At 70.6% G+C, this 26,689-nt stretch carries 26 protein-coding genes and 1 tRNA gene; 14 read left to right on the top strand and 13 right to left on the bottom strand.

The genetic code is table 11. The annotated features are described in order from the left end of the window. Positions 1-88 precede the first annotated feature (88 nt). The 3 genes from ABZX22_RS12715 to ABZX22_RS12705 all read left to right on the top strand — a co-directional run bounded on the left by ABZX22_RS12715 (position 89) and on the right by ABZX22_RS12705 (position 3,274). Complete coding sequence (locus ABZX22_RS12715; protein WP_354907937.1) at positions 89-922, top strand: NAD(P)H-binding protein; 834 nt, start codon at positions 89-91, stop codon at positions 920-922. 52 nt (positions 923-974) lie between these two features. Beyond that, positions 975-2,360, top strand: a complete 1,386-nt coding sequence (locus ABZX22_RS12710; RefSeq protein WP_354907936.1) for a DHA2 family efflux MFS transporter permease subunit — start codon at positions 975-977, stop codon at positions 2,358-2,360. A 500-nt stretch (positions 2,361-2,860) separates the two neighbouring features. Then, the gene (locus ABZX22_RS12705) at positions 2,861-3,274 is read left to right on the top strand and encodes a hypothetical protein (protein ID WP_354907935.1); all 414 of its coding nucleotides are present in this window, start codon (positions 2,861-2,863) and stop codon (positions 3,272-3,274) included. A 164-nt stretch (positions 3,275-3,438) separates the two neighbouring features. Here ABZX22_RS12705 and ABZX22_RS12700 read toward each other — a convergent pair whose 3' ends face one another. After that, positions 3,439-3,888: a MarR family transcriptional regulator gene (locus ABZX22_RS12700; RefSeq protein ID WP_354907934.1), complete on the bottom strand. Its 450-nt coding sequence runs from the start codon at positions 3,886-3,888 to the stop codon at positions 3,439-3,441. A gap of 53 nt (positions 3,889-3,941) precedes the next feature. Here ABZX22_RS12700 and ABZX22_RS12695 point away from each other — a divergent pair, with 53 nt between their 5' ends. Continuing rightward, positions 3,942-4,814 carry an alpha/beta hydrolase gene (locus ABZX22_RS12695; RefSeq protein WP_354907933.1) on the top strand — a complete coding sequence of 291 codons (873 nt, stop codon included), beginning with the start codon at positions 3,942-3,944 and terminating at the stop codon, positions 4,812-4,814. Positions 4,815-5,016: 202 nt separating this feature from the next. Here the strand turns inward: ABZX22_RS12695 and ABZX22_RS12690 are convergent. Next, positions 5,017-5,090: transfer RNA gene (locus tag ABZX22_RS12690), tRNA-Pro, on the bottom strand. Between the two features lie 63 nt (positions 5,091-5,153). Further along, entirely contained in the window at positions 5,154-6,047 is an 894-nt protein-coding gene (locus ABZX22_RS12685; RefSeq protein ID WP_354907931.1) for a metallophosphoesterase, read from the bottom strand. 30 nt (positions 6,048-6,077) lie between these two features. On the opposite strand from ABZX22_RS12685, the gene ABZX22_RS12680 reads away from it, so the two are divergent. Continuing rightward, positions 6,078-6,530, top strand: a complete 453-nt coding sequence (locus ABZX22_RS12680; protein ID WP_354907930.1) for a GatB/YqeY domain-containing protein — start codon at positions 6,078-6,080, stop codon at positions 6,528-6,530. A 936-nt stretch (positions 6,531-7,466) separates the two neighbouring features. Here the strand turns inward: ABZX22_RS12680 and ABZX22_RS12675 are convergent. Then, on the bottom strand, positions 7,467-9,656 hold the full coding sequence (locus ABZX22_RS12675; RefSeq protein WP_354907929.1) for a transglycosylase domain-containing protein: 2,190 nt from the start codon (positions 9,654-9,656) through the stop codon (positions 7,467-7,469). A 281-nt stretch (positions 9,657-9,937) separates the two neighbouring features. On the opposite strand from ABZX22_RS12675, the gene ABZX22_RS12670 reads away from it, so the two are divergent. Continuing rightward, positions 9,938-10,234 (top strand): WhiB family transcriptional regulator, encoded by a 297-nt coding sequence (locus ABZX22_RS12670; protein WP_148036282.1) that lies wholly within the window; start codon positions 9,938-9,940, stop codon positions 10,232-10,234. Between the two features lie 60 nt (positions 10,235-10,294). Here ABZX22_RS12670 and ABZX22_RS12665 read toward each other — a convergent pair whose 3' ends face one another. Both ABZX22_RS12665 and ABZX22_RS12660 read right to left on the bottom strand, forming a co-directional pair. After that, the gene (locus tag ABZX22_RS12665) at positions 10,295-11,449 is read right to left on the bottom strand and encodes an ArsA family ATPase (RefSeq protein ID WP_354907927.1); all 1,155 of its coding nucleotides are present in this window, start codon (positions 11,447-11,449) and stop codon (positions 10,295-10,297) included. A gap of 43 nt (positions 11,450-11,492) precedes the next feature. After that, entirely contained in the window at positions 11,493-12,512 is a 1,020-nt protein-coding gene (locus tag ABZX22_RS12660) for an ArsA-related P-loop ATPase (protein WP_354907964.1), read from the bottom strand. Between the two features lie 109 nt (positions 12,513-12,621). Here ABZX22_RS12660 and ABZX22_RS12655 point away from each other — a divergent pair, with 109 nt between their 5' ends. From ABZX22_RS12655 to ABZX22_RS12640, 4 genes are read left to right on the top strand one after another with little or no spacing between them, the layout of a single operon-like run. Next, complete coding sequence (locus ABZX22_RS12655) at positions 12,622-12,777, top strand: hypothetical protein (RefSeq protein ID WP_354907925.1); 156 nt, start codon at positions 12,622-12,624, stop codon at positions 12,775-12,777. Further along, positions 12,774-13,229 (top strand): RidA family protein, encoded by a 456-nt coding sequence (locus ABZX22_RS12650; protein WP_354907924.1) that lies wholly within the window; start codon positions 12,774-12,776, stop codon positions 13,227-13,229. The genes ABZX22_RS12655 and ABZX22_RS12650 overlap by 4 nt, the downstream gene beginning before the upstream one ends. A 43-nt stretch (positions 13,230-13,272) precedes the next feature. Continuing rightward, entirely contained in the window at positions 13,273-14,076 is an 804-nt protein-coding gene (locus tag ABZX22_RS12645; RefSeq protein WP_354907922.1) for an NUDIX hydrolase, read from the top strand. Next, entirely contained in the window at positions 14,073-14,861 is a 789-nt protein-coding gene (locus ABZX22_RS12640) for an MBL fold metallo-hydrolase (protein ID WP_354907921.1), read from the top strand. The genes ABZX22_RS12645 and ABZX22_RS12640 overlap by 4 nt, the downstream gene beginning before the upstream one ends. A 17-nt stretch (positions 14,862-14,878) precedes the next feature. Here the strand turns inward: ABZX22_RS12640 and ABZX22_RS12635 are convergent, their stop codons facing one another. Next, a complete protein-coding gene (locus ABZX22_RS12635) occupies positions 14,879-15,559 on the bottom strand; it encodes a Crp/Fnr family transcriptional regulator (protein ID WP_354907920.1) in 681 nt (226 codons plus the stop codon). 192 nt (positions 15,560-15,751) lie between these two features. Here ABZX22_RS12635 and nth point away from each other — a divergent pair, with 192 nt between their 5' ends. Together nth and ABZX22_RS12625 are read left to right on the top strand one after the other, a co-directional pair. Beyond that, complete coding sequence (nth, locus tag ABZX22_RS12630; RefSeq protein ID WP_354907918.1) at positions 15,752-16,471, top strand: endonuclease III; 720 nt, start codon at positions 15,752-15,754, stop codon at positions 16,469-16,471. A gap of 162 nt (positions 16,472-16,633) precedes the next feature. After that, the gene (locus ABZX22_RS12625) at positions 16,634-17,281 is read left to right on the top strand and encodes a CoA pyrophosphatase (protein ID WP_354907917.1); all 648 of its coding nucleotides are present in this window, start codon (positions 16,634-16,636) and stop codon (positions 17,279-17,281) included. On the opposite strand, the gene ABZX22_RS12620 is transcribed toward ABZX22_RS12625, so the two are convergent. After that, complete coding sequence (locus tag ABZX22_RS12620; RefSeq protein ID WP_354907916.1) at positions 17,243-17,758, bottom strand: HEAT repeat domain-containing protein; 516 nt, start codon at positions 17,756-17,758, stop codon at positions 17,243-17,245. The genes ABZX22_RS12625 and ABZX22_RS12620 overlap by 39 nt on opposite strands. Before the next feature lie 79 nt (positions 17,759-17,837). On the opposite strand from ABZX22_RS12620, the gene ABZX22_RS12615 reads away from it, so the two are divergent. Together ABZX22_RS12615 and ABZX22_RS12610 are read left to right on the top strand one after the other, a co-directional pair. Further along, positions 17,838-19,031 carry a MarP family serine protease gene (locus ABZX22_RS12615; RefSeq protein WP_354907915.1) on the top strand — a complete coding sequence of 398 codons (1,194 nt, stop codon included), beginning with the start codon at positions 17,838-17,840 and terminating at the stop codon, positions 19,029-19,031. A gap of 23 nt (positions 19,032-19,054) precedes the next feature. Then, on the top strand, positions 19,055-21,439 hold the full coding sequence (locus ABZX22_RS12610; RefSeq protein ID WP_354907914.1) for a helicase-associated domain-containing protein: 2,385 nt from the start codon (positions 19,055-19,057) through the stop codon (positions 21,437-21,439). A 17-nt stretch (positions 21,440-21,456) separates the two neighbouring features. On the opposite strand, the gene ABZX22_RS12605 is transcribed toward ABZX22_RS12610, so the two are convergent. From ABZX22_RS12605 to acs, 5 genes are all read right to left on the bottom strand, one after another. Then, on the bottom strand, positions 21,457-21,909 hold the full coding sequence (locus ABZX22_RS12605; RefSeq protein WP_354907912.1) for a DUF309 domain-containing protein: 453 nt from the start codon (positions 21,907-21,909) through the stop codon (positions 21,457-21,459). Next, positions 21,906-22,823: an alpha/beta hydrolase gene (locus tag ABZX22_RS12600; RefSeq protein WP_354907911.1), complete on the bottom strand. Its 918-nt coding sequence runs from the start codon at positions 22,821-22,823 to the stop codon at positions 21,906-21,908. The genes ABZX22_RS12605 and ABZX22_RS12600 overlap by 4 nt, the downstream gene beginning before the upstream one ends. Next, the gene (locus tag ABZX22_RS12595; RefSeq protein ID WP_354907909.1) at positions 22,816-23,226 is read right to left on the bottom strand and encodes a phage holin family protein; all 411 of its coding nucleotides are present in this window, start codon (positions 23,224-23,226) and stop codon (positions 22,816-22,818) included. The genes ABZX22_RS12600 and ABZX22_RS12595 overlap by 8 nt, the downstream gene beginning before the upstream one ends. 31 nt (positions 23,227-23,257) lie before the next feature. After that, a complete protein-coding gene (gene nhaA, locus ABZX22_RS12590; RefSeq protein WP_354907908.1) occupies positions 23,258-24,484 on the bottom strand; it encodes a Na+/H+ antiporter NhaA in 1,227 nt (408 codons plus the stop codon). Positions 24,485-24,661: 177 nt separating this feature from the next. After that, positions 24,662-26,650 carry an acetate--CoA ligase gene (acs, locus tag ABZX22_RS12585; protein ID WP_354907906.1) on the bottom strand — a complete coding sequence of 663 codons (1,989 nt, stop codon included), beginning with the start codon at positions 26,648-26,650 and terminating at the stop codon, positions 24,662-24,664. Between the last annotated feature and the right edge of the window lie 39 nt (positions 26,651-26,689).

The raw sequence follows: 26,689 nt of genomic DNA, 5'->3' as shown, positions 1-26,689 counted from the left end.
TATCCGTGAGTCTCCGAAGACATGTGTTGACATGAAATTATGTGCATGACAGCATGCATGTGTCGATCTACACGAAACGGAGTTCCTCATGACCATCCTCGTCACCGGCGCCCGCGGCAAGGTCGGCCAGGCGATCATCGCCCGCCTCCACGCCGCCGGGCTTCCCGTCCGCGCCGCCAGCGCCAACCCCGCCGAGCTCACCGTCCCCGCCGGCGTCGAGGCCGTCGAGCTCGCGCTCGACCACCCCACCGGCGCCGCGCTCGACGGAGTACGGCAGGTCTTCCTCTACCCCGACCCCACCGGCATCGACGCCTTCATCAAGAGCGCCCAGGCCGCGGGTGTCGAGCACGTCGTCCTGCTGTCGTCCTCCTCGGTCCTCGACCCCGACGCCGAGACCGACCCCCTGGCCTCCCACAGCCTGAAAGTCGAGCAGGCCCTCGCCGCCTCCGACCTGGTCCACACCTTCCTGCGCCCCGACGCCTTCGCCAGCAACGCCCTCGGCTGGGCCTACCTCATCGGCCAGAACCTGCCGATCCAGCTCGCCTACCCCGACGCCGACATCGCGCCCATCCACCCCGACGACATCGCCGACATCGCCGTCGAGGCGCTGACCGGCGACTCGCTCAAGGGTCGCGCGGTCACCCTCACCGGCGGCCAGGCGCTCACCTTCCGCCGGCAGCTCGCCGTCCTGTCCGAGGTCCTCGGCCGGGACATCCCCCTCGTGGAGATCACCCACGCCGAGGCCGAGCAGCAGATGAGCCAGTACATGCCGGCCCCGATGGTCGCCTCCCTGCTCGCCCTGTGGGCCGCCGCCTCGGCCGCCCCCGCCGCCGTCGCCGACACCACCCAGACCCTCCTCGGCACGCCCGCCCGCACCTTCGAGCAGTGGGCCCGCGACAACGCCGCGGCCTTCCAGCAGTGACAACCCCCGCCGGGCCGATGTTCAGGCCCGCCCTTCTCCTAAGGCACCCCTCATGTCCACTCTCTCGGCGCCCCCGAAGACCCCCGTCCGCAGACGCTGGGCCATCCTCGCCGTCATCCTCTTCGCCGCGATCCTCGACCTGCTCGACGCGACGATCACCAACATCGCCGCCCCCACCATCGCCGCCGACCTGCACGGCGGTCAGGCTCTCATCCAGTGGCTCGGCGCCAGTTACGCCCTGGCGATGGGCGTCCTGCTCGTGGTCGGCGGACGGCTCGGCGACAAGTACGGCAGGCGCCGCCTGTTCCTGACCGGGATCACCGGCTTCACTCTCGCGTCCATCGCCTGTGGCCTGGCTGTCGATCCCGCGTCCGCCATCGTCTTCCGGCTCCTGCAAGGAGCCTTCGGGGCGCTGCTGATCCCGCAGGGCTTCGGCATCCTCGGCGCGGTGTTCCCCCGCGAGGAGATCGGCAAGGCCTTCAGCGTCTTCGTCCCCGGACTCGGCCTGTCCGCCATCAGCGGCCCCATCGTCGCCGGCGCGCTCATCGACGCCGACCTGTTCGGGCTCGGCTGGCGCGCCATGTTCCTGATCAACATCCTGCTCGGTGGTCTGGCCATCGTCCTGGCCGCCCGGCTCCTGCCACACGACGACGGCGACCGTACGGTCACGGTGGACGGCCTGGGCTCCGGCCTGCTCGCCGCGACCATGCTCGGCCTGCTCTACGGCCTGATCGACGGCCCCGGCCACGGCTGGACCGCGCGTCCGATCCTCTCCCTGGCGGCGGGCGCCTGCTTCCTCGCCCTGTTCTTCCTGCGCCAGCGCGTCGCGGCCAACCCGCTCATCGAGCCGTCGCTGCTGAAGAACCGCGGCTTCACCTCCGGCCTGATCCTCGGGCTGGTCTTCTACGCCGGGGTCTCCGGCCTGCTGCTCGTCCTGTCCTTGTTCCTGCAGGACGTGCTCCACCACAGCCCGACCCAGGCGTCCCTCGGCCTGGCGCCGATCGCGGCCGGCATCATCGTCGCCTCGATCGCGGCGCACCGGCTGATCGCCCGGCTGGGCCGTACCCTCGTCTTCATCGGCCTGGTCCTGACCTTGGTCGGCACCCTCGTGCTGCTCGCGTTCGCGCAGACCCGGGCTTCCGGCCTGGCGCTCGCCCTGCCGGTGTTCGTCACCGGACTGGGCCTGGGCACCTGCTTCGGCTCGATCTACCAGGTCACCCTCGGCGACGTCGACCAGAAGCAGTCCGGCAGCGCCAGCGGCTCCCTGTCGGCCATCCAGCAACTGGCCAACAGCATCGGCGCGGCCGCCATCACCACCGTCTACTTCCACACCTCCGGCGGCGCCGCGCTCAGCCTGACCGTCGTGGCCGCCGCCACCTTCGCCTGCTGCGGCCTCGTCTGGCTCATGCCCCGCAACGCCCAGCCCGGCCACCACTGAGGAAACGACCAGGGGCGCACCGCTCTCGCCATGAAGGTGCCCCTGCTCCGCACCGTCCGGGCCCGGGGCACAGGCCTCGTTCGTCGACGTTCCGTGGATCCCGGACGCCTCCGACGCTTCCGCCGCCCGACCGACGTCAACCCTCCAAGCCGCACGAAGACCGCCAGGACTGATCTTGCGTTCAAGGCGTCGGGGCTCTCGGCCTCTTCGTCCCGGAGGAAAGCCGTTGCGCCTGACACGGGGACGGCCCCCAGCCGTCAGCACGTGGCCGGTCTCCGGGATCACCACGGCCTCCTGGGGCGGGTTCGGGTACCAGCGCTTCCGCAGCGCCGCCGAGCCGGTGCAGTCCGTCGCACCCTCATCGCAGAGCAGACGGTCATGGTCGCCGGCCATGCGGGAGTGTCCGGTCGTTGTCCGCAGGTGCTGTCCACCGGTGGTGGACAGCGTGCCGGCCTGCCGAAAGTGATCTCGCAGCGTTCGTCACGACGGAGGGACAGACGATGAGGAAGATCGGCGCGCTGGTCGCGGGCGGGCTTCTGGCGGCAGGGATGACGGCCCTGCCGGGTGCGGCCTCGGCCCAGCAGGCACTCACCGGCAAGGTGGTCAACACGGCGGGGCTCGCCACGTTCGAGGCGACCACCATCGGCGGGACCGCCGATGGGGAGGTGTACCGGATCAACTTCGGCAAGCGCCCCGTGGGCTGGTACGCCTACGGGGACACCGTCCACCCGGTGTGCTGGCTGGAGGGCCCGAAGGTCACCGGCCCGTACGGTTCGACCACCGCCTGGATCTCCCTGGGCGGCGGCTACGGTGCGGGCGGTGACGGCACGCAAACGGTGCTGACCGACGCGTGGGTCAACACCGGCGACGACATCCGCAGGCAGATCAGGAAGTGCGCGAACCCCGGAGGGTGATGACGGGCGGGCGGAGGGCATCGGCGCTGTCCCCGCCGCCCCGTTGATCTGTCGCAGTGCGAGGCGCATCGGAGCGGAATCCCCACCAGGACCGGATCGCCCGGGGATCGGTGACTTTCGTTCCGGTGCGCCTCACCGCACGCGACATCCGCCGGTGAGGTGCGTCAGCCGGGAGCCGGAACGTGCGAGTCGTAGACCGTTCTGAGCAGGCGGTTGAGGTGTTCGCGTTCACGATGGGTCAGGGCGTGGAGGAAGTGATCCTGTTCGGTCGCCGCGGTGGCGACCATGGTGTCGAGGAGGGCGTTTCCGCCGTCGGTGAGGGTGATGACGCGGCGGCGGCGGTCGAGGTCATGCACCCTGCGCTCGATGAGCCCTCTGGCGGCCAGGGAGTCGAGGACCAGCACGATGTTGCGGGCATCCACGGCGATCAGTTCGGCAAGGCGCCGCTGGCCGACAGGCCCCTGCTCCCTGACTGTCACGAGGACCGCGTACTGGGCCTGGGTGAGATCGTGCCCTGTCAGGAACCCGGTCCACGACCGTGCTGCCAGCGAGCCCAGCCGTGCCAGCAGGAAACCCGTTCCCCGCTCGAAGGTGGGTCCGTCGTCGTTGCTCACGCCCACCAGACTAGTCGATAGACATACTTCATGTCGTTTGATAGACATGAAGTATGTCTATCGAGCCGCGTCATACCCACGTGTCGATCGCCGATGTCTCGCTGCATGTCGTCGAAGTGGGGGATCCGCGGGGCAAGCCGTTCCTGTTCCTGCACGGCTGGCCGGAATCATGGCGGGCATGGGAGGGCGTGATGGACGTGGCCGCCGCGGACGCTCGGGTCATCGCCATCGATCTGCCCGGAATCGGCGAATCCGTTGGGGCTGTCCCGGGTGGATCCAAGCTTCGCCTGGCGGAAGTGGTGCACGAGCTGGTGCGGCGTCTCGAACTCACCGACCTGACGCTGGTCGGTCACGACGCCGGTGGGATGATCGCCTACGCCTATCTACGGCGATACGACGACGTCGCCCGTGTTGTGATCATGAACACGGTGATCCCTGGCGTGGCCCCATGGAGTGACGTCCTGGCGAACCCCTACATCTGGCACTTCGGCTTCCACACCGTAACGGCGTTGCCGGAGATCCTGGTCCAGGGGCATCAGGCCGAATACTTCGACTACTTCTACGATGTGCTGTCGGTGGACCCGGCGAGGATCACCCCGGAGTCACGGCGCGCCCACGCCGTCGCCTATGACGGTGACGCGGCGCTCACCGCCGGGTTCGACCTCTACCGCGCCTTCGGCCAGGACGCGCGGGACAACGCGGCTTTCGCCGAAGCCGGACCGGTCAGCACGCCGCTTCTCTATCTGCGCGGGGACGGAGAAGGCGGTGACATCGCCACCTACGCGCAAGGGTTCCGCGAGTCGGGAATCCAGCATCTGACCACCGCCCTGGTGCCCGGGGTCGGCCACTTCGCCCAGGAAGAGGCGCCCGCCCAGGTCTGGAAGCTCATCCACGACTTCGCCGCAGGTCCCGCAGCCTCCCACTGAGGTCTGATCCTCGCGTTCGCCGTGTTCGCGATGGCGGCGATGATGTTCCCGCGCGACGGCTCACGGCTGTGCCAGCTACTTTGGAATCCGTAAGTTCAGGGTTCGAGGTTCAGAACTTCGGATCCGGGGGCTGTAGTCACCCAGCCAACGCAGAAGGCCAGTTCCGATCTCCGGAACTGGCCTTTGTACTGCTACTTCTGGGTCGGGGTGGCGGGATTTGAACCCACGGCCTCTTCGTCCCGAACGAAGCGCGCTGCCAAGCTGCGCTACACCCCGGTGCACGCCCGTCTTGTGCGTGCCTGCACGAGTCTAGCGGACTTCCGAACCACATGTGACGCCTCAGCGTCGCGGAACCAATGTCAGCAACGACGCCTCGGGGAAGCACGCGAACCGAACCGGCGCATAGGGGGAGGTTCCGAGCCCCGCCGATACGTGGAGCCAGGCGGACGAGTGCCGGTGCAGGCCCTTCACGCGCGCCCTGTCGATGCCGCAGTTGGTGACCAGCGCCCCGTAGAACGGGATGCAGAGCTGGCCACCGTGGGTGTGGCCGGCGAGCAGGAGCTGGTAGCCGTCGGCGGCGAAGCGGCTCAGGTTGCGCGGTTCGGGGGAGTGCATGACGCCGAGGCGGAGGTCGGCGTCGCGGGGCGCCGGGCCGGCGACCAGGTCGTAGCGGTCGCGGTCGATGTGCGAGTCGTGGATGCCGGCGACGGCGATGTCGAGGTCGCCGACCTTGATGCGGGCCGTGGTGTTGTTCATGTCGAGCCAGCCCTCGGCGGCCATGCCCTCGCCGAGCTCGCGCCAAGGCAGGGAGGGGACGTGCTGGCGGCGGTCGTTCTTCGAGGTACGCCAGAGGTAGCGGGCCGGGTTCTTCGGCTTGGGCGCGTAGAGGTCGTTCGAGCCGTACACGAACAGGCCGGGCCGCGACAGCAGCGGCTCCAGGGCGTGCAGCAGGGACGGCACGGCGTCGACGTGGGCGATGGAGTCGCCGGTGTTGACCACCAGGTCGGGCTCGAGGGAGCCGAGCGAACGCACCCAGTTGATGAGCATGCGCCGCCCCGGCGTCAGGTGGAGGTCGGACAGGTGCAGGATGCGCACGGGCCGCTGGCCGCGCTCGAGAACCGGTACGTCGAAGCGCCTGAGGCGAAAGCTGTTGCGCTCGATGACCGAGGCGTAGCCAAGGCCGGCCAGACCGAGGCCCATCAGGGACAGGGGGATTGCGACAGCTTTCCTCATCTCTTCATCATGCCTGAAAGGATGGAGCGCATGAGCGCATTGAAGGACAAGCTGAAGGCCGACCTGTCGGCCTCGTTGAAGAGTAGGGACGAGGTGCGCCTGCGGACCATCCGCATGGCGCTGGCCGCGGTCAACGTGGAGGAGGTCGCGGGCAAGGAGGCCAGGGAGCTGTCCGACGACGAGATCATCAAGGTCCTCACCAAGGAGGCCAAGAAGCGTCGTGAGGCCGCGGAGGCATTTGGCAACGCGGGCCGCAAGGAGCAGGCCCAGGCGGAGCTCGACGAGCAGGCGGTGCTGGAGGAGTACCTGCCCGCGCAGCTGTCGGACGACGAGCTCGGCCGCATCGTGGACGAGGCCGTCGCCGAACTCGGCGTGTCAGGGCCGCAGGCGATGGGCCAGGTGATGAAGGTCGTCAACCCCAAGGTCGCCGGGCGCGCCGAGGGCGGCAGGGTGGCCCAGATCGTCCGCGCACGCCTCAGCTAGCCCCTCCCGGGCTTCCCCCTCCTTCCAGGGGCTTCCAGGGTCTCCTGCCTTTCAGGGGCCTAAAGGTCTCTTGCTTTCCAGGGGCTTCCAGGTCTCCTGCGGGCGAGGGCACGCCCGGTTCATCCCAGAACCCGGGCGCGCCCTCATTCTGGGCGGACCTCATTCTGGACGGATCCCGCATTCTGGACGGACCCCGCGCTTTCTCGGAGTGCCGGGGGCGCCCCTGCTCGTCGACCTGCGGCTTGCCGTCTCGGAAGGGGGGCCGGGACGTGATGGTTCTCGGGCACGCCGCCTCCGGGCGCGGGATCACGCCCGTTCCACGCGGCGTGCACCCCCGGTGGGGGCAAGACGGCGAACGGCCCGTGCACCAGGGACGACGCTACGGCGAGCGGATGGTGCACGCGGCAGGTGGGTGTGCGGCGAGCTGCACGTGCACTCGGCAAGCGGGCACGTGCACTCGGCAAGTGGGCACGTGCAGTAGGCGGGCGGGTGGGCGCCAAGCGGCACATGTAACTGGCGGGTGGGTGTGGCGAGGCGGCACTCAGCGGCGGGCGTGGTTAGCGGCACGTGCAGCTGTCGGGGGTGTGCGCCACGCGGAACATGCAGCTGGCGGGTTGGTGTGGCGAGCGGTCCATGTGCGGTGGGCGGGCCGTTCGGCCGGCGGTGTCCTGGTCGGGCGGGCGCGGGCCGGCGGCCACGTCACGGCGGGTCGTCGGCGTCGCTGGAGTGGCGTGATGGACGGGCGGTCAGCGGTGACCCACGGTGGCCGTGGACGGCTTGCCGTACAGAAGCCGGCGCCTCCAGGAACAAGCAGACGGCGCCCCAGGAACAAGCAGAGGCTGCCCTAGGAATACGGCGACCCAGGAAAACAGCCAGACGGCGCCCCTGGGAACGGGTGACGCCGGAGGCGGGGGTGGCCTCCGGCGTCGGGGTGGGTCAGTCTTCGGGCGTGATCGTTCCGCCGTTGTCCTCGTTGTCCCAGATGTCTAGCGGGTTCTCGTCGTCGGGCGGCCCGAACGGGTTGCCGCGGTCCCTGTCGCGGTCCTTGTCCTTCTTCGGCGGCTTGGGCGCGCAGCTCTTGGTGCATCCGCCGAACTTGCCGGCGTCGTAGCGCGTGAAGGAGACGGGCTCGACGCCGCGGAGCGACTTGAGCATGGAGTCCTTCCAGATCCGCCCGGAGATGGTGGCGCCGTAGACGTAGCTGTAGAAGCGTCCGCCGATGGTGACGTTGGTCAGGTCGTGGTCGAAGGCGCCGCGCGGGTCGCCGAGGCTGACGGCGGAGGCCAGGTTCGGGGTGTAGCCGGCGAACCAGGCGGCGGTGTAGCCGTCGGTGGTGCCGGTCTTGCCGGCCGCGTCCCTGCCGATGCCGCCGACCTCGGTCATGGTGCCCTGGGTGAAGACGTCGGACATGACCTCGGTGACCGCGTCGGCGACGTCCTCGTCCATGACCTGCTTGCACTTGGGCTTGGCCGTGGTGATCTTGCCGTTGCGGTCGCGGATCTCGGTGATGGCCATCGGGCTGCAGTACTGGCCGCGGCCCGCGAAGACGGCGAAGGCGTTGGCGACGGTCACCGGGTCCATCTCGTTGACGCCGAGCGTGAAGGTGGGGACCTGCTGGAGCTTGCCGCCGTCGGCGCGCTTGATGCCGAGCTTCTCGGCCATCTTGACGACCTTGCAGAGGCCGACCTGCTCCTCGAGCTTCATGAAGAAGGTGTTGACCGAGCCGAGCGTGCCGGTCCTGAGGGTCTTGAAGCCGCCGCCGCCCTCGCTGGAGTTGAAGACCTGGTGCGTCGAGCCGACCCTGAGGCCCTTGCAGTCGCGGAACGGGGTGTTGTCGACGGCGGGGACGTCGTAGGTCTTGCCGGTGGAGTTGCCGTCGTCGAGCTTCCAGCCGTTCTCGATGGCGGCCGCCAGCGTGAAGGCCTTCGCGGTCGAGCCCTGCTGGAACCCGACGCCGCCGCCGTGCTTGCTGTCGGCGGCCAGGTTGATCAGGGTCTCGTTCTTCTTCCTGTTGTCGCCGAACTTGCGGCTGGCGGCCATGGCCCGGATCTCGCCGGTGCCGGGGACGACCATGGCCTGCGCGGCGGCGGGCTTGTCCTTGGCGAAGACGTACTTCTTGATCGCGGTTTCCGAGGCCTGCTGCATCTTCGGGTCGAGTGTGGTCTTGATGCGCAGGCCGCCCTGCTGGAGCCGCTTCTCGCGCTCCTCGGGGGTGGCGCCGAAGTCGGGGTTGGTGAGGATCTCGTTCTTGACGTAGAGGCAGAAGTACGGGTACTTGCTCTCCTCGCAGCCGCCCGGAATCTTCGTGCCCTTGAAGCCCAGCTTCTCCTTCTTGGCCGCCTCGGCCTCGGCGGGGGTGATCTTGCCGTACTTGGCCATCGTGTCGAGGACGAGGTTGCGGCGCTTGAACAGGTTGTCCCTGGCGGTCTTGCCGAGCGTCGGGTCGGTGCGGACCGGGTTCTGGACGGCTCCGGCCAGCGTCGCCGCCTCCGACAGGTCGAGCTCGGAGGCCGGCTTGCCGAAGAAGCGCTTGGCCGCGGCCTGGATGCCGTAGGCGCTGGCGCCGAAGTAGGAGATGTTGAGGTACTTCTCGAGGATCTGGTCCTTGGTGTACTTCTCCTCGATGGCCATGGCGTAGCGCAGCTCGTTGAGCTTGCGGTTCAGGGTCGGCGCGATGGCCGCCATGGCTTCTTTCTTCGTCTTGGCCTTGTTGAACTGCACCAGCTTGACGTACTGCTGGGTGATCGAGGAGCCACCCTGGACCACGCCGCCGCCCGTGACGTTCTTGGCCAGGGCGCGGGCGGTGCCCTCCAGGTCGATGGCGCCGTGCTCGCGGAAGCGGACGTCCTCGATCGAGATGATCGCGTCCAGCATGACGGGCGCGATCTGGTTGATCTTCACCGACTCGCGGTTCTGGTAGTAGAACTGCGCGATCTGCTTGCCGGTGGAGTCGTAGATCTCGGTGCGCTCAGGGAGCGGCGGCTCGTCCAGGTTCTCCGGCCGCAGCGCCAGCGTCTCGGTGGTCGACTTGGCGGTCAGGCCGACCCCGCCCACCGCGGGCAGGGCTATGGCGGCGGTCAGCACCCCCGCGGCCGTGCCGGCGGCCAGCAGCCGCACGACGTTCACGATGGGGTTCGACTGGTCTTTGCCCTGAGCTTGCACAGACCCAAGACTACGTCGAAAGCGCTGCCTAATCGGTAACCGGAGGCCATTTCGCCTTGACTGAGCGAGGTGACTAGTCATTCCCGGTCAAGGTACTGGCGAGAAATTGGTCCTGCCGGGGTCTGTCGGCCCGAAGGCATGGTTGCGTACGTTCTCCTCTGCGGCAACTGAATACGGAGGCTCGGCGCCCGCGCCCGTCGGCCCCAAACGACGACTCAACCACCGAAGGGGAGTGGGGTCGAAACATGTGGATCACGGATTGGACCTCCCGTGCCGCCTGTCGGGGTGCGGACCCGGACGCGCTGTTCGTCCAGGGTGCCGCTCAGAACAGGGCGAAGCTGATCTGCCGAGGATGCCCGGTCCGTACCGAGTGCCTCGCCGATGCGCTCGACAACCGCATCGAGTTCGGGGTGTGGGGCGGTATGACGGAACGGGAACGGCGAGCGCTGCTCCGGCGGCGGCCTGACGTGGACTCCTGGCGCGAGCTGCTGGAGTCCGCGAAGGAGGAGTACGAGCGGACGAATGAGCTGATCGCCGGCTGACGTCATGACAGTACGGCCGGCGGGCTTCCCGCCGGCCGTACTGTCATGCTCGGGGCCGGTTCAGGCGCTGTGCCGGACGGTCGCTTCCGTTCCGGCGGCCAGCAGCCGCCCGATCTCGTGCAGTCCGGTCAGGTCGTGGACGTCCTCTGACATGGCCGCGACCTGGACGACCGGCACGGTGGGGTGGGCCGAAAGGAAGTGCTCGCGCTCGCGGTGCTCGCGGGCGGCGAGCTGCATCCGCCCAGCGTGCAGGCGGAGCACGGCGGCGGTCAGCTCGTGCTCGCCCCTCGACTCCAGTTCCTCGGCGGCGGCCGCGCTGCGGGTGGCCGACAGCGCCACCGCGGGCGACTCGTGCACCCGGTTGATCACCAGGCCGGCCAGCGGCATGCGCTCCTCGGCGAGCCGTTCGACGAAGTAGGAGGCTTCGCGCATCGCGTCGCGCTCGGGGGAGGCGACGACCACGAACGCGGTGCCCGGCGCCTGCAGCAGCTTGTAGGTCATCTCGGCGCGCTGCCTGAACCCGCCGAAGACCGCGTCGAGCGCCGACACGAAGGTCTGCAGATCCTTGATCACCTGCGCGCCGAGGAGCTTGGTCATCGCTCCGGCGACCAGCCCGAACCCGGCGTTGAACAGCTTGAACGCGCTGCGCCCCCCGGCCTTGGCCGGTGCCATCAGCAGCCTGATGAACCGGCCGTCGAGGAATCGGCCGAGCCGTTCGGGCGCGTCGAGGAAGTCGAGCGCGGAGCGCGAGGGCGGGGTGTCGACGATGATCAGGTCCCACTCGTCGGAGCGGCGCAGCTGGCCCAGCTTCTCCATCGCCATGTACTCCTGGGTGCCGGCGAAGCTGGAGCTGAGCGACTGGTAGAAGGGGTTCGTCAGGATCTGGCGGGCCCGCTCGGGGTCGGCGTGGGCCTCGATGATCTCGTCGAAGGTCCGCTTCATGTCGAGCATCATGGCGAACAGCTGTCCCTCGCCCGCCGTGTGGACCAGGCGCGGGGTGTTGTCCAGCTCGGTCAGGCCCATCGACTGCGCCAGCCTGCGGGCCGGGTCGACGGTCAGCACGACCGACCTGCGCCCGCGCTCGGCGGCCCGCAGTCCCAGCGCCGCGGCGGTCGTGGTCTTGCCCACGCCGCCGGAGCCGCAGCAGACGACGATGCGGGTGCCGCGATCGTCGAGGATCGCGTCGACGTCGAGAACGGGGGGAGTACGGGTCACGGTGCCTCCTTCGCCGGCGTCACGACCGTGTCGCGCCGCTCGGTCACGCGGCGCCCTCGGCGCAGATGGTCTCGGCCAGCTCGTACAGCCCCGCCAGGTCGACGCCGTCGGCCAGCAGCGGCAGCTCGTAGCACGGCACGGTGGCCTTCCGGAGCGTGGCGCGCTCGGTCTTCTCCAGTTCGGTACGGCGGGCGTGCTCGACGACCTCCGCGGCCAGCGCCTCGGCCACCGCCGTCGCGTCGCTCGCCCCGTCGGCCAGACCGGCCGCCTTGAGCCCCAGAGCGATCTCCGCCGCGTCGAATCGTCCCTTGACAGCCGAGTCAAGAACGGCCTCGGGAAGCTGTGATTCACGCACCATGTTGATGAAGATTCCACCCACGGCAAGACCGGCCGAACGCAATTCGGCAATGCCGTCGAGCGTTTCCTGGACCGGCATCTCCTCCAGGAGCGTCACGAAGTGGACGGCCGTCTCGGCGGATTTCACCACACCGCTCACGAGCTCCGAATGGTTCTTGATCGGACCGACCCTGGCCAGATCAGCCACCTCCTCGGTCACGTTGAGGAAGCGGCCGATGCGGCCCGTGGGCGGCGCGTCGAGCACCACGGCGTCGTAGACGCGCCTGCCGTTCTTGCCGCGCCGCCGTACCGCCTCGGTGGTCTTGCCGGTCACCAGCACGTCGCGGAAGCCGGGAGCCACGGTGGTGGCGAAGTCGACGATGCCCATCTTGGTCAGCGCGCGGCCGGCGCGGCGCATGCCGTAGAACATCTCGAGGTAGTCGAGCATGGCCTCTTCGGGGTCGATGGCCAGCGCGTGGACGTCGCCGCCGCCGGGGGCGACGGCGATCCTGCGCTCCTCGTACGGCAGCGGCGGCAGGTCGAAGATCTGCGCGATGCCCTGCCTGCCCTCGACCTCGACGAGGAGGACCTTGCGACCGCCTGAGGCGAGGGCCAGGGCGAGCGAGGCGGCCACAGTCGTCTTGCCGGTGCCGCCCTTACCGGTCACGACGTGGAGTCGCACGCCGTCCCAATCGGTGTCCCTAGCGGTAGCAGTCACACTTGTCAGGCTACCGAACGGTTACTTGCCGTCCGCCTTTGAGATTTCTCACACTGGGTCGCCCTCGCGGGCCACCGCGCGGCGGTCCGGAGGGGGGCTGTTCACTACGCTGGCCCTCATGAAGAAATGGGAGTATCTCACCGCTCCGGTGCTGATCCACAACACCAAGATGATCCTCGACAACTTCGGCGCGGACGGCTGGGAGCTCGTCCAGATCGTGCCGGGTCCCGACGGTCAGGGCCTGGTGGCCTACTTCAAGAGGGAGAAGGCATGAACCCCGAGGAGAAGCTGGCCGAGCTCGGTCTGACCCTGCCCGAGGTCGTCGCCCCGCTGGCGGCGTACGTGCCGGCCGTGCGCTCGGGCGACCACGTCTACACCTCGGGTCAGCTCCCGATCGTCGACGGCAAGCTGGTGAGGACCGGCAAGGTCGGGGCCGAGGTGACCGTCGACGAGGGGCGGGACCTGGCGAGGATCTGCGCGCTCAACGCCCTGGCGGCCCTCAAGTCGCAGGTCGGCGACCTGTCCGCGATCAAGCGGATCGTCAAGGTGGTCGTGTTCGTCGCCAGCACGCCGGACTTCACCGCTCAGCCGCAGGTCGGCAACGGTGCCAGCGAGCTGCTCAGGGACGTCCTCGGTGACGCGGGCGTGCACGCCCGCAGCGCGGTCGGCGTCGCCGTCCTGCCGCTGGACGCCCCGGTCGAGGTCGAGCTGATAGCGGAAGTGTAGAAGAAGGTCCATCATGACCGAGTGATGTTCTAGAGGAGGTCATGTGGACAACGGGATCCCGCTCCCCGGCGAGTTCGGGGAGCGCGCACGAGACATCCTGGCAGGACGTGTCCAGCCGGTCCCCGCGCGGGACGCCGCCACGGTGGTGCTCCTGCGCGAGGGGCCGCAGGTCTACCTCCTCAGGCGCAAGGCGACGATGGCCTTCGCCGCGGGTGCCTACGTCTTCCCCGGCGGCTCGGTCGATCCGCGCGACACCGACCACTCCGTCGCGTGGGCGGGGCCGTCGCCCGCGGAGTGGGGCGAGGTGTTCGACGCCGAGGAGAAGACCGCGAGGGGCCTGGTGTGCGCCGCCGTACGGGAGACGTTCGAGGAGTCGGGCGTGCTGCTGGCCGGGCCCGGCCCCGACACCGTCGTGGCCGACACCACCGGTGACGACTGGGAGGCCGACCGGCTCGCGTTGATCGACAGGAGCCTGGCCTTCGCCGACTTCCTCGACCGGCGGGGCCTGGTGCTCCGCTCCGACCTGCTCAAGCCGTGGGCGCACTGGATCACGCCCGAGGTGGAGCACAAGAGGTTCGACACCCGCTTCTTCGTCGCCGTGCTGCCCGAGGGGCAGCGCACCCGCGACGTGGGCGGGGAGGCGGACAAGGTCGTCTGGCAGCCGCCCGCCGAGGCGATCGAGCTGGCGCACAAGGGGGAGATCTTTCTCATGCCGCCCACCTACCGGACGCTCGCCGAGCTGGCGGGCCATCCGGACCTCGACGCGATCCTCGCGGCCGAGCGGAAGATCGTCACCATCATGCCGAGAGCCGTCGAGCGCGACGGCCGGATATGGCTGATGACATGAGCGGCCTCCACGTCCCGCTGGCGGGCCCGGACGGCACGCGCACCGACCACGCCGAGAACATCCTGGCCCCCAACCCCTCGGAGATGACGCTCGAGGGGACCAACACCTGGGTGATCGGCACGACCGAGGTGGTCGTCGTCGACCCGGGCCCGGAGGACGAGCCGCACCTGCGCAGGGTGGCCGAGCACGTGGGCGACCGCAGGGTCGCCGCGATCCTGCTCACCCACGGCCACCACGACCACAGCGGCGGGGCCAGGCGCTTCGCCGAGCTGGTCGGCGCGCCCGTGCGGGCGCTCGACCCCCGGCACATCCTGGGCGACGAGGGGCTGTCCGACGGCGACGTGGTCGAGGCCGGCGGCCTGGAGCTGAGGGTGTACGGCACGCCCGGCCACTCCTTCGACTCCCTGTGCTTCTGGCTGCCCGCCGACCGGGCCATGCTGACCGGCGACACCGTCCTGGGCAGGGGCACCACGGTCATCGCGCACGACGGGAACCTGGCCGACTACCTGCGCTCGCTCGACCTGCTGCGCGCCACGGCCGAGGAACTGGAGGCGGAGACGCTGCTGCCGGGCCACGGGCCCGCGCTGGGCGATCCCGTCTTCGCGCTCGACGCCTACATCGCCCACCGGCGGCAGCGCCTCGACCAGATCAGGGCGGCGCGCGCCGCGGGCGCCACCACGCCGCGCGAGATCGTGGAGGCGGTCTACACCGACGTCGACCGGTCGCTGTGGCAGGCGGCGGAGCAGTCGGTGCGCGCCCAGCTCGACTACCTGGACCGGTCGTAACCCTCGGACTCCCAGGACTACCGGGAACGGTTGTGCAGCCGCTCCATGTCGAGGATGACCACGGCCTTGGCCTCGATGCGCAGCCAGCCGCGCTGGGCGAAGTCGGCCAGCGCCTTGTTGACCGTCTCGCGCGAGGCGCCGACCAGCTGGGCCAGCTCCTCCTGGGTGAGGTCGTGGTGGACGCGCAGGCCGTCGTCGGTCTTGGTGCCGAACCGTTCGGCCAGGTCGAGCAGCGCCTTGGCGACCCGGCCGGGCACGTCGGTGAAGACCAGGTCGGCCAGCACGTCGTTGGTGCGGCGCAGCCGCTGGGCCAGCGCGCGCAGCAGGTGGAGGGCGACCTCGGGCCGGCCGGTGAGCCAGGGCCGCAGGTCGTCGTGGCCGAGGCCGGCCAGCCGTACGTCGGTCAGCGCGGAGGCGGTGGCCGTACGCGGCCGGGGGTCGAACAGGGACAGCTCGCCGAACATCTCGCTCGGCCCGAGCACGCTCAGCAGGTTCTCGCGGCCGTCGGGGGCGGTGCGCGACAGCTTGATCTTGCCCTCGAGAACGACGTAGAGCCGGTCACCCGTCTCGTTCTCGCTGAACAGGGTCTGCCCCTTGGACAGCTGAACCTCGGTGATGCTCGTGCGCAGCGCCGCGGCGCTCTCACGGTCGAGCGCGGCGAACAGGGGGGCCTTGCCCAGCACGTCTTCGGTGTTCACTCTGCCTCCTCAGCAGTCATTGTGACGTACCCCACTGCAGAGGTCAGAGGTGACCCATGGGTAATGGCTTGAGGGGATGCCACCTGCTGGTCGCCACGACGTTCCCACCACGGAGTTTACGGACTGATCCCCCCAAAGCGTTACTCAACGGATTGTTTCCCGGGACGAACGCGCTGGCCATACCCTTGCGGAATGGCGACGAACCGTAAGCGGGGGTCGGAGACCCGGCTGGGTCTCGTACGGCGGGCACGGAAGATGAACAGGATCCTGGCCGAGACCTACCCTGACGCTCACTGCGAGCTCGACTTCACCAACCCGCTCGAGCTGCTCGTGGCCACGATCCTGTCGGCCCAGTGCACCGACAAGCGCGTCAACATGGTCACCCCCACCCTGTTCGCGAAATATCCCACCGTCGAGGACTACGCCGCGGCGGACCGCGCCGAGATGGAAGAGATCATCAAGTCCACCGGGTTCTTCAGGGCGAAGACCAACAGCATCATCGGGATGGCCCAGGCGGTGTGCGCCGACCACGGCGGCGTGGTGCCCAACCGGCTCGCCGACCTGGTCAAGCTGCCCGGAGTGGGGCGCAAGACGGCGAACGTGGTGCTCGGCAACGCCTTCGGGGTGCCGGGGCTGACCGTCGACACGCACTTCCAGCGGCTGGTGCGGCGCTTCGGATGGACCGAGGAGACCGACCCGGTGAAGATCGAGCACATCGTGGGCGAGCTGATCCCCAAGCGCGAGTGGACGGTCTTCTCCCACCGGGTGATCTGGCACGGGCGGCGGATCTGCCACGCGCGCAGGCCGGCGTGCGGCGTGTGCCCGCTGGCGGCGCTGTGCCCGTCGTTCGGCACCGGCCCCACGGACGCCGTCGAGGCCGCCAAGCTCGTCCGGCCGGGCCCGTTCTCGTAGGGCCGCCCGGTCCCCGGCCGGTCCCCGCCCAGTCTTCTGCCGGTCCCCCGCGGCCCCGGCGTGGTGCCGTTGCTCGATTCCGCCGGAGGAGTGCGCCGACTCCTGCCAAGGTGGCCCCACACACAGGGAAGCCCGCGACGGCGTGATGCGTTGGAGGTATGCGTGACCGACGTCCCCGACTGGCTGGACAGGCTGACCGCCCGAGCCGTCCACACCCCCGTACCGAACGGCCTGCACCCGCCCGCGCAAGGCGGCCGCCCCGCCGCCGTGCTGCTGCTGTTCGGTGAGGGCCCCAACGGCCCCGACCTGCTCCTCATCCAGCGCAGCTCCCATGGCCGCAGGCACGCGGGCCAGCCGGCGTTCCCCGGTGGCGGCGTCGACCCCGAGGACGACGGGCCCGTGGGCGCCGCGCTGCGGGAGGCGGCGGAGGAGACCGGCATCGATCCCGAGGGGGTGAAGGTGCTGTGCACGCTGCCCGAGCTGTTCGTCTGGCACAGCGACAACCGGGTCACGCCGGTGCTCGGTTGGTGGCACACCCCGTGCGCGGTCTACGCCGCGGCTCCCGACGAGGTGGAGTCCGTGGAGCGGGTGCCGCTCGCCGAGCTGGTCGACCCGGCCAACAGGATCACGCTGCGCACGCCGAGTGGCCACTCAGGCCCGGCCTTCAGGGTGCGGGGGATGCTGGTGTGGGGGTTCACCGCGATGGTCCTCGACGCGGTGCTGCGCGAGGGCGGCCTGGAAAGGCCGTGGGACACAGGCCGGGTGGAGAACCTACCGCCCGATGTCCTCGATCTGGCCGCCCGTGGCTAGCGCGATCCCGAGCGTCGCCCAGTCGGCCACGTCGTCGTCGCCGTCGCGGGTGAGCCGGCGCAGCGCCGCCAGCCCTCCGGGATCGGGCGGCCGGCCGAGGACGTTCGGCAGGGCGTAGGCCGCGCCGTACCTGACCCTGGCGTCGGCGTGGGCGGCCAGCTCGATCACCGAAGGGAGCGAGCGCGGGTCGCCCAGGTGCCCGAAGGCGATCAGCACGGAGAAGAGCACCATGGGGTCGTCCTCGCTGGCGGCCAGGAAGCGCAGCACGGGCAGCGCCCGGTCCTTGAAGGCGGCCAGCTGGCCCATGATGTCGATGCCCAGCAGGCGTTCGGCGACGTCCTCGCCCGCGCACAGCCGGCGTGCCTCGGTGAAGGTCTCCAGATCCCCGCGCTCCTGCAGCGTGGAGATCACGTGCCAGCGCACCGGTCCGCCGGGATCGGTGTCGTCGAGAGCCGCCTCGATGAGATCGCGCATCATGGGCAGGCTATTGCCCCCGTACGGCGGGTCCTAGCGGAAGACGTTCACGCTTGACCGTATCGCTGGATACCTTTGAAACGTGCGCGGTGATCTGCTCGACCTCATCCTGATCGGCCTCGTGATCGCCTTCGGCATCTCGGGTTACCGTCAGGGCTTCATCATCGGCGCGATGAGCTTCGTGGGGTTCGTCGGCGGGGCCGTGCTCGGCGTGTACATCGCGCCGCCCATCGCCAGGGCGGTGGTCGACGGCGAGACCGAGCAGGCGCTGCTCGCGATCGTGATCGTCTTCCTGGCCGCGACGATCGGCCAGTTCGCCTCCTCGACCGTCGGGGCGGTGGTACGCAGCCACGTGACGTGGGAGCCCGCGCGGGTGGCCGACGCGGTCGGCGGCACGTTCGCCAGCGCGCTGTCGGTGCTGGTCATCGCCTGGCTCATCGGCTCGCTCGTCGTCTCCACCTCCTTCACCGTGCTCAGCACCCAGGTGAAGGACTCCCTGCTGCTCAGCACGGTCGACGAGGCCGTGCCCGACGCCGCGCGCAACTGGCAGCAGCCGTTCAAGGACTTCATCGACAGGTCGGAGTTCCCGCCCGTCTTCGACGCCATCGCCAACGGGCCGCTCGTCGAGGTGCCGCCGCCCGCGCCGCGCAGCCAGCTGCAGGGGCCCCGGCTGCAGAAGGCGCAGAAGGCGATCGTCAAGGTGCAGGGCACCGCGCCGAGCTGCAGCAAGCGCATCGAGGGCACCGGGTTCGTCTACGCCCCCGACCGCATCATGACCAACGCCCACGTGGTCGCCGGCGTCACCCGCGACCTCAGGATCACCGACCAGGCCGGACGGTCGCGCGACGCCGAGGTCGTCGTCTACAACCCCAAGCGTGACATCGCCATCCTCCACGTCCCGAACCTGGGCATCCAGCCGCTCGCCTTCGAGGGCACCGCGGAGAAGGGCGACAACGCGATCATCGCGGGCTTCCCGAAGGGGCAGGGGTTCACCGCCGAGTCGGCCCGCATCAGGATCAAACAGCTGGCCAAGGGGCCGGACATCTACCGCGCCAACGAGGTCGAGCGCGAGGTCTACGCGATCCGCGGCAAGGTCCTGCCGGGCAACTCGGGCGGCCCGCTGCTGACCGTCGACGGCAAGGTGTTCGGGGTCATCTTCGCGGCCGCGACCAACCAGGCCGAGACCGGATACGTGCTGACCGCGGGCGAGGTCAGGCCCGACGCGGTCAGGGGCGAGCACGACACGACGCCCGCCGACACGATGGACTGCGACTAGTGCCCAGGACACTGACCACATGGTTGCACCGTCTCGACGCCCCGCGTCTGGAGCGGGTGCTCGCGGCTCGGACGGACGCCGCCTCCCCTCCCGAGCCACGGTCGCTGAGCGAACTGGCGGACCGCCTGCAGCGCCCCGGGTCGGTGGCGTTGGCGCTGCCGCGGCTCGCGCTGCCGCACCTGCAGGTGGCCGAGGCGCTGGCGGCGCTGGGGCCCGTCCCGCGCGAGGCCCTGGCGGACCTGCTGGACGCGACGGGCGGGCCGGCCGCGCAGGGGCTGGACGCGGCGCTGGAGACGCTGGCCGATCACGCGATGGTCTGGCCGGACGCCGACGGGCTGCTGCGTATCGCGGCGCCGCTACGGCAGGCGTGGGACGCCCCGTTGGGGCTGGACGCGCCGGTGGCGGACCTGCTGGCCGGAGCGACCTCGGAAGCGTTGCGCGGCATCCTGGTGGCGCTGGGCGTCAAACCTCCGGGCACCAAACCGCAGCGGCTGGCCGCCCTGGTGGAGCACCACAGCGACCCCGAACGGATCGCGGATGTGCTCGCGCGGGCACCGGCGGCGACCAGGACACTGCTCGAGCGCCGGGCGAGCGCCGCGGCGCGACAGCCCGGGTTCATCATGTTCGGGACCGTTGAGGCCGACCCGGAGCCGGGCGCGCGATGGGCGCTGGAGCGGGGACTGCTGGTCCAGGACCGCCACCGGTACGGCCCCGTCCGCATGCCGGCCGAGGTGGCGCTGGCCGTGCGCGGTCCCGGCTGGCACGCTCCGTTCGTGCCCGCGCCGCCCGCCGTCGCGCTGGTGTCCGTCACCTCGCAGGAGGTGGATCGGGAGGCCGCGGCCATGGCCACGGCGTTCACCGCCCATGCCGCCTCCGTTCTGTCGGCGTGCGCGGCCTCGCCCGCGGCCAGGTTGAAGTCCGGCGGGGTCGGCGCGCGTGAGCTGGTCCGCCTCGGCAAGGCGGCGCGGTGCGACGAGGTCGTGGTGCGCGTCGTCCTGGAGACGGCGCACGCGGCCGGGCTGCTGGTCTGGGACGGCGAGCGCGTCGCGGCGACCGGCACCTACGACGCCTGGGCGGAGCAGGAGCCCGCGGACCGGCTCGCGGATCTTCTCCGAGCGTGGCGCGCGCTGCCGCTCACCCCCTCCCAGACCCGCGACGCGGACGGCAAGGCGCTGCCCGCACTGGCCGGCTCGCCTCGCTGCGACGGCTGCGTGCAGGCCCGGCACGGGCTGTTGACCGCCGCGGCCCAGCTCCAGGCGGGCACGGCGGTGAAGAGCGCCGAGGACCTGGGGCCGTTGATCGCCTGGTACCGCCCGCTCGCCGACCAGCTGCCGCAGGACCGGACGGCGTTCGCCACCGTGATCCGCGAGGCGGAGCTGCTCGGCGTGCTCGCCCGCGGCGCTCTGTCGCCCATCGGCGCCGCCCTGCTGGCCGACGACGCCGAAGGGGTGACCGCCGCCTGCCGCGAGCTGCTGCCCGAGGCCACGGGGACGGCACGGATCGGTGCCGACCTCACCGCCGTCGCCACCGGCACACCCTCCGCGCGGCTCACCGCGCTGCTGGACTCCGTCGCCGACAGGGAGACCGGCGGCACGGCGTCGGTATGGCGGTTCAGCGCGGCCACCGTCCGCCGGGCTCTCGACGCCGGCCGGACACCTGACGGCATCACCGCCGACCTGGCCGCCATAGCGGTCGGGCCGCTGCCGCAACCGCTGTCGTTCCTGATCGCCGACACCGCCCGCCGCCACGGCCAGATGCGCGTCGCCCCCGCCGCCTGCGTGATCCACGGCGAGGATCCCGCCCTCCTGGCCGAGCTCGCCGCCCACCGCAAGCTCGCCGAGCTCGGCCTGCGGCGGCTGGCGCCGACGGTGCTGGTCGGCCGGGCTCCGCTCGACACGACCCTCGCCGCGCTCAGGGCCGAGGGTTACGCCCCCGTCGCCGAGACCGCCGACGGCACCGTACGCGTCGAACAGGGCCCGCGCCACCGCGCCGCCGCCCCGGCCGCGCGTCCGGGCAGCGGCGGCCGGGCCCGTCCCCGGAAGGGCGGGGCACGCACGGCGCGGAAGGAGGAGGCCGTCGACCTCGCGACGCTGGCCGCCCGGCTGCTCACCGTACGGCCTGCCGCCCCGGAGGCCGGCGAGCCCGGCGGGGCTTCCGGCAGCGACACCGAGGAGATCATCGCCGGGTACGCGCGGCGGCTGTCCCACGCGGACGTGCGGCAGCTCGCCCACGCGGTGGACGGCGGCCAGGCGATCACCGTCGAGTACGTCGCCACCTCGGGCAGCCGCACGGTGCGCACGCTCAGCCGGCTCGATCTCGATCCGCCCTACCTGCACGCCTGGTGTCACCTGCGGAACGACGAGCGCGTCTTCACCCTCTCCCGCATTCTCGGCGTCATGCCCGCCTAGCGATCAGGCGCGCGACATCAGAGCGCGGCCAGCACGGCGCCGATCGCGGCCGCCGGGTCGCTGCCCTCCTTCAGGGTCAGCGCGACCCTGGCCACCTCGTCGTACGGCCCGCCGTACCGCTGGACGCGGGCCGCGCCCCTGGACAGCAGGGTGACGGCGCCGCGCCCGTTGCCGCGCTGCAGGTGGGTGAGCCCGACGCAGATCTGGGCGAGCCCCTGCCAGAGGTCGCGTTCGTCGTCGGGAGCGCACTTCCAGCGGCCCTCGAAGACCTCGTGGGCGTGGAACGGCCGGCCGTCCGTCAGGTAGGCGCGGGCGTCGGCGAGCGCCTGGCCGGTGGTGGGCGCGTAGTCGTCGGGCACCCGGGCGACGCCCTGGGCGCCGTGCGGCAGCGGCCTGCCGTACTCGTCGCGGGGTCGCGCGTTGCGCGGACGGCCCTGCGGATCCCGGTCCCGCGTCGGCCCGGCGTTCATCGATCCGGCTCGCCGTCGCTCAGCCAGGCCAGCAGCTCGGCGTCGAACGTCTCGGGCACCTCCTCGTGCGGGAAGTGCCCCGCCCCCTCGACCAGGCGCCAGCGGTAGGGCGCGGCGACGAAACGGCCGGAGCCATGCGCGGTGCGCGGCAGGATGCAGGTGTCGAGCGCGCCGTGCAGTTGCAGCGTCGGCGCCTCGATCTCGGCGCGCATGGCGCGGGCGTAGCGGTAGCCGTCGGGGCGCAGCTGGGAGCGGCCGAACCAGCGGTGGTACTCCAGCGCGCAGTGGGCGACGGCCGGGATGCCGAAGGCCTCGCGGTAGACACGGGCGGTCTCGGGCTCCGGCCAGCCGGGCCGTGACCACTCGTCGAGCAGCCGGCCCACGAGCTCGCCCCCACGGCGGGTCAGCCGGTGCTCGGGCAGGAAGGGCAGCTGGAAGCCGAGGGTGTAGCCGCTGGCCTTGAGCTGGCCGAACGGATCGGTGCGCAGCGCGCCGCGCAGCCGTACGGGATGCGGGGCGCCCACGACGACCAGGCGGTGCACGGACTTGGGGTCGGTCACCGCCATCGTCCACGCCAGCAGGCCGCCCCAGTCGTGACCGACCACGATCGCGCCGGTCTCGCCGAGGGCGCGGATCAGGCCGGTGGCGTCACCGGCCAGCGTGGGCAGGTCGTAGCCGCGGGGCGGCTTGTCGCTGCCGCCGTAGCCGCGCAGGTCGACGGCGACGGCGCGGTAGCCCGCCGCCGCCAGGCTCCGCAGCTGGTGCCGCCACGTCCACCAGAACTGCGGGAAGCCGTGCAGCAGCAGCACGAGCGGGCCCTCGCCCGCCTCCACGATGTGGAAGCGGGTGCCGCCCGCGTGCACCGCCCGGTGCGTCCACGGCCCGTCCAGCTGGACGAAGCTCTCGTCAGGCATCCGGTTTCACCAGCTCGCCCTCTGGTGTGGCGATCTCCTTCAGCTCCCGCAGCGACCTGGTGGTGCGCTGCATCCCGGCCAGGCCCTTCAGCCTGCGGGTGCCGACGAACACCAGCAGCGCCGCCACCAGCAGGTAGAACACCGTGACGATGGTGAAGGCCAGCCACGTCGCCAGGCCGATCTCCACGAGCAGGTAGGCGATCGCGAACGAGGCCAGGATCAGGCACAGGTGCGCCATGAAGGCCGCAGCGGCGAACAGACCGGCGGCCGTGCCGACCCGCTTGGCGTCGAACCTGAGCTCGGCCTTGGCCAGCTCGATCTCCGAGCGGACCAGCGTCGAGATGTGGTCGGTCGCCTGAGCGACCAGCGCGCCCAGGGATTCTTCGTCGGAAGTCTGCGGCATGAACGTCTCCTATCGGGGCCAGGTGCCCGTGTCAATCATCATCCAGTCCAATGCGACGCTTGCGCACCCGGACGTGGAGAAGCGTCGCCGCCAGCACCGAGGCCGCCAGGCTGGCGGCGAGGATCCCCGTCGTCACGGCCGCGGCCCGTGACTCGTCCGCGCCGAACGCGAGGTCGCCGATCAGCAGCGACACCGTGAAGCCGATGCCGCCCAGCAACGAGACCGCCGCCATGTCCCGCCATCGCAGCTCCTCCGACAGCCTCGCCATGCCCAGCCGTACCGACAGCCACGAACCGCCGAACACGCCAAGGAACTTACCGATGACCAGTCCCGCCATCACCCCCAGGACTACCCGATCAGTGAAGATCATGCTCACGGTGTCCGCGTCCAGCCGTACACCGGCCGACAGGAACGCGAAGACCGGCACCGCGACACCCGCCGAGATCGGCCGCACGTAGTGGTCGGCCCGCTCGGCGGGCGAGCTGTCCTCGGCGCCGACGGTCGTGACCCTGGTCAGCAGGCCGAGCGCGACGCCGGCGACCGTCGCGTGCACGCCGCTGGACTCGATGAAGTACCAGGCCAGTACGGCGAGCGGCAGGTAGACCCAGATGCTCCTGACGCGCCTGCGCTGCAGGACGCCGTAGACCGCGAGCGCGGCCACGCCGGCGAGCAGCATGACGGCGTCGAGGTGGTCGGTGTAGAAGACCGCGATGATCGTGATGGCGCCGAGGTCGTCGACGACCGCGCAGGTGAGCAGGAACGCGCGCAGCGAGGCGGGCATCGCGCTGGCCGTCACGGCGAGCACCGCGAGGGCGAAGGCGATGTCGGTGGCGGTGGGGATCGCCCAGCCCCGGGCGGCGCCCTCCGCGCCCCAGCTCACCGCCAGGTAGACGAGCGCGGGGACGATCATGCCCGACACCGCGGCGATGATGGGCAGCGCGGCCTTGCGCAGGTGGCTGAGCTCGCCGTGGACGAACTCCTCCTTCACCTCCAGACCCGCGACGAAGAAGAAGATCGTCAGCAGGCCGTTCTGGGCCCACCGGTAGAGCTCCATGTCGAGGTGGAGCGCGGCCGGGCCGAAGGTGGCCGTGCGCAGGGCCTCGTAGGAGTCGTAGGCGACGTTCGCCCAGACCAGGGCGGCGAGGGTGGCCAGCAGCATGATGATGCCGCCGAGGGTCTCCGTGCGCAGCGCCTCGGCGAGGGTGCGGGCGTAGCGGACGGTCGGTCGGAGCGGCCACACGTCGGCGGCTCGGCGCACAGTCTTCCCCCTTGGCGTACGGGTGTGATCGGTCGTATTCGCCGACCAGACTTCCCGGCACACCAAGGCACTATTTTACCCATATCGCACGCCGTGGGCGGAGGCGAGCGCCCACGGAAACCGGAAGACCCCGGCCCCGCCCCTTGCGGGACGGTGGCCGGGGTCCCGGGTCGCGCGTCAGTCCTCCGACTTCGCGCTGGGCAGCTTCTCCGAGATCAGGTTCATCACCGTGCTGTCGGCCAGCGTCGTGACGTCCCCGACGCTCCGGTTCTCCGCGACGTCACGCAGCAACCGCCGCATGATCTTGCCGGACCGCGTCTTCGGCAGCTCGGGGACCACCAGGATCTGCCGCGGCTTGGCGATGGGGCCGAGCGTCTTGGCCACGTGGTTGCGCAGGTCGGCCGCGATGTCCTCGCTCTCCTCGGCGCTCCCGCGCAGGATGACGAACGACACGATGGCCTGGCCCGTCACCGGGTCGGTCGCGCCCACGACCGCCGCCTCGGCGACCTTCGGGTGCGACACCAGCGCCGACTCCACCTCGGTCGTCGAGATGTTGTGGCCCGACACGAGCATGACGTCGTCGACGCGGCCGAGCAGCCACAGGTCGCCGTCGTCGTCCTTCTTCGCGCCGTCGCCGGGGAAGTACATGCCCTCGAACCGCGACCAGTAGGTGTCGATGTAGCGCTGGTCGTCGCCCCAGATCGTGCGGAGCATCGACGGCCACGGGTCGCGCACGACGAGGAAGCCGCCGCCGCCGTTCGGGACGCTGTTGCCCTGGTCGTCGACGACGTCCGCGGTGACGCCCGGCAGCGGGCGCATCGCGGCACCCGGCTTGGCGGAGGTCACGCCGGGCAGCGGGCTGATCATGATGGCGCCTGTCTCGGTCTGCCACCAGGTGTCGACGACCGGGCAGCGCTCGCCGCCGATGTGCTCGCGGTACCAGACGTAGGCCTCGGGGTTGATCGGCTCGCCCACCGAACCCAGGACGCGCAGGGACGACATGTCGAACTTGGCCGGGATGTCGTCACCCCACTTCATGAACGTGCGGATGGCCGTGGGCGCGGTGTAGAGGATCGTCACCTTGTACTTCTGGACGATCTCCCAGAACCGGCCCCGGTGCGGGGTGTCCGGCGTGCCCTCGTAGATGACGCTGGTCGCGCCGTTGGCGAGCGGGCCGTACACGATGTAGGAGTGTCCGGTCACCCAGCCGATGTCGGCGGTGCACCAGTAGATGTCGGTCTCCGGCTTGAGGTCGAAGACGGCGTGGTGGGTCCAGGCGGTCTGCGTGAGGTAGCCGCCGGTGGTGTGCAGGATGCCCTTCGGCTTCCCGGTGGTGCCGCTGGTGTAGAGGATGTACAGCGGGTCCTCGGCGTCGTGCGGCTCCGCCTGGTGCTGGTCGCTCTGCCGTTCGACCAGGTCGTGCCACCACACGTCGCGCTCCTGCGTCGCGACCTCCTGCCCGGTGCGGCGGACCACCAGCACGTGCTCCACGCCGGGGGTGTTGGCGACGGCCTCGTCCACGGTGGGCTTCAGGGCGGACGGCGCGCCGCGGCGGTAGCCGCCGTCGGCGGTGATGACCAGCTTGGCGTCGGCGTCCTCGATCCGGCTCTGCAACGCGGTGGCGGAGAAGCCGCCGAACACCACCGAGTGGATGGCCCCGAGGCGGGCGCAGGCCAGCATCGCGATCGGCAACTCGGGGATCATGGGCATGTAGATGGCCACCCGGTCGCCCTTGGTCACGCCGAGCTCGGTGAGGGCGTTGGCGGCCTTGTTGACCTCCCGCTGGAGGTCGGCATAAGTGATGGTACGGCTGTCGCCCTCCGGCTCACCCTCCCAGAAGTAGGCGACCTTGTCGCCGTTGCCGGCCTCGACGTGCCGGTCGACGCAGTTGTGGGCGACGTTGAGCTCACCGCCGACGAACCACTTGGCGAACGGTGCGTTCCACTCCAGCGTGGTGTCCCAGCGCTTGGCCCAGGTCAACCGGTCGGCGGCCTTCTCCCAGAACGCCAGCCGGTCGGCCTCCGCCTCGGTGTAGGCGGCGGCGGTCACGTTCGCGGCCGCGGCCAGGTCCGCTGGTGGTGCGAACCGGCGGTTCTCCTGTAGCAGGTTGGACAGCGCCTGCGGCTCGGTGCCAGGGGTCTCCGGGGCCACTGCATGCTCCTTCATATGGCCAGATTGAGTGTTGCTGTCCCACTTCACCAGGCG

This window comes from Nonomuraea sp. NPDC003804, from assembly GCF_040610675.1.
In the GTDB taxonomy this organism is placed as follows: Bacteria; Actinomycetota; Actinomycetes; order Streptosporangiales; family Streptosporangiaceae; genus Nonomuraea.
The sequence above is the reverse complement of the archived record's forward strand: the minus strand, read 5'-3'. Positions and strand labels throughout refer to the sequence as shown.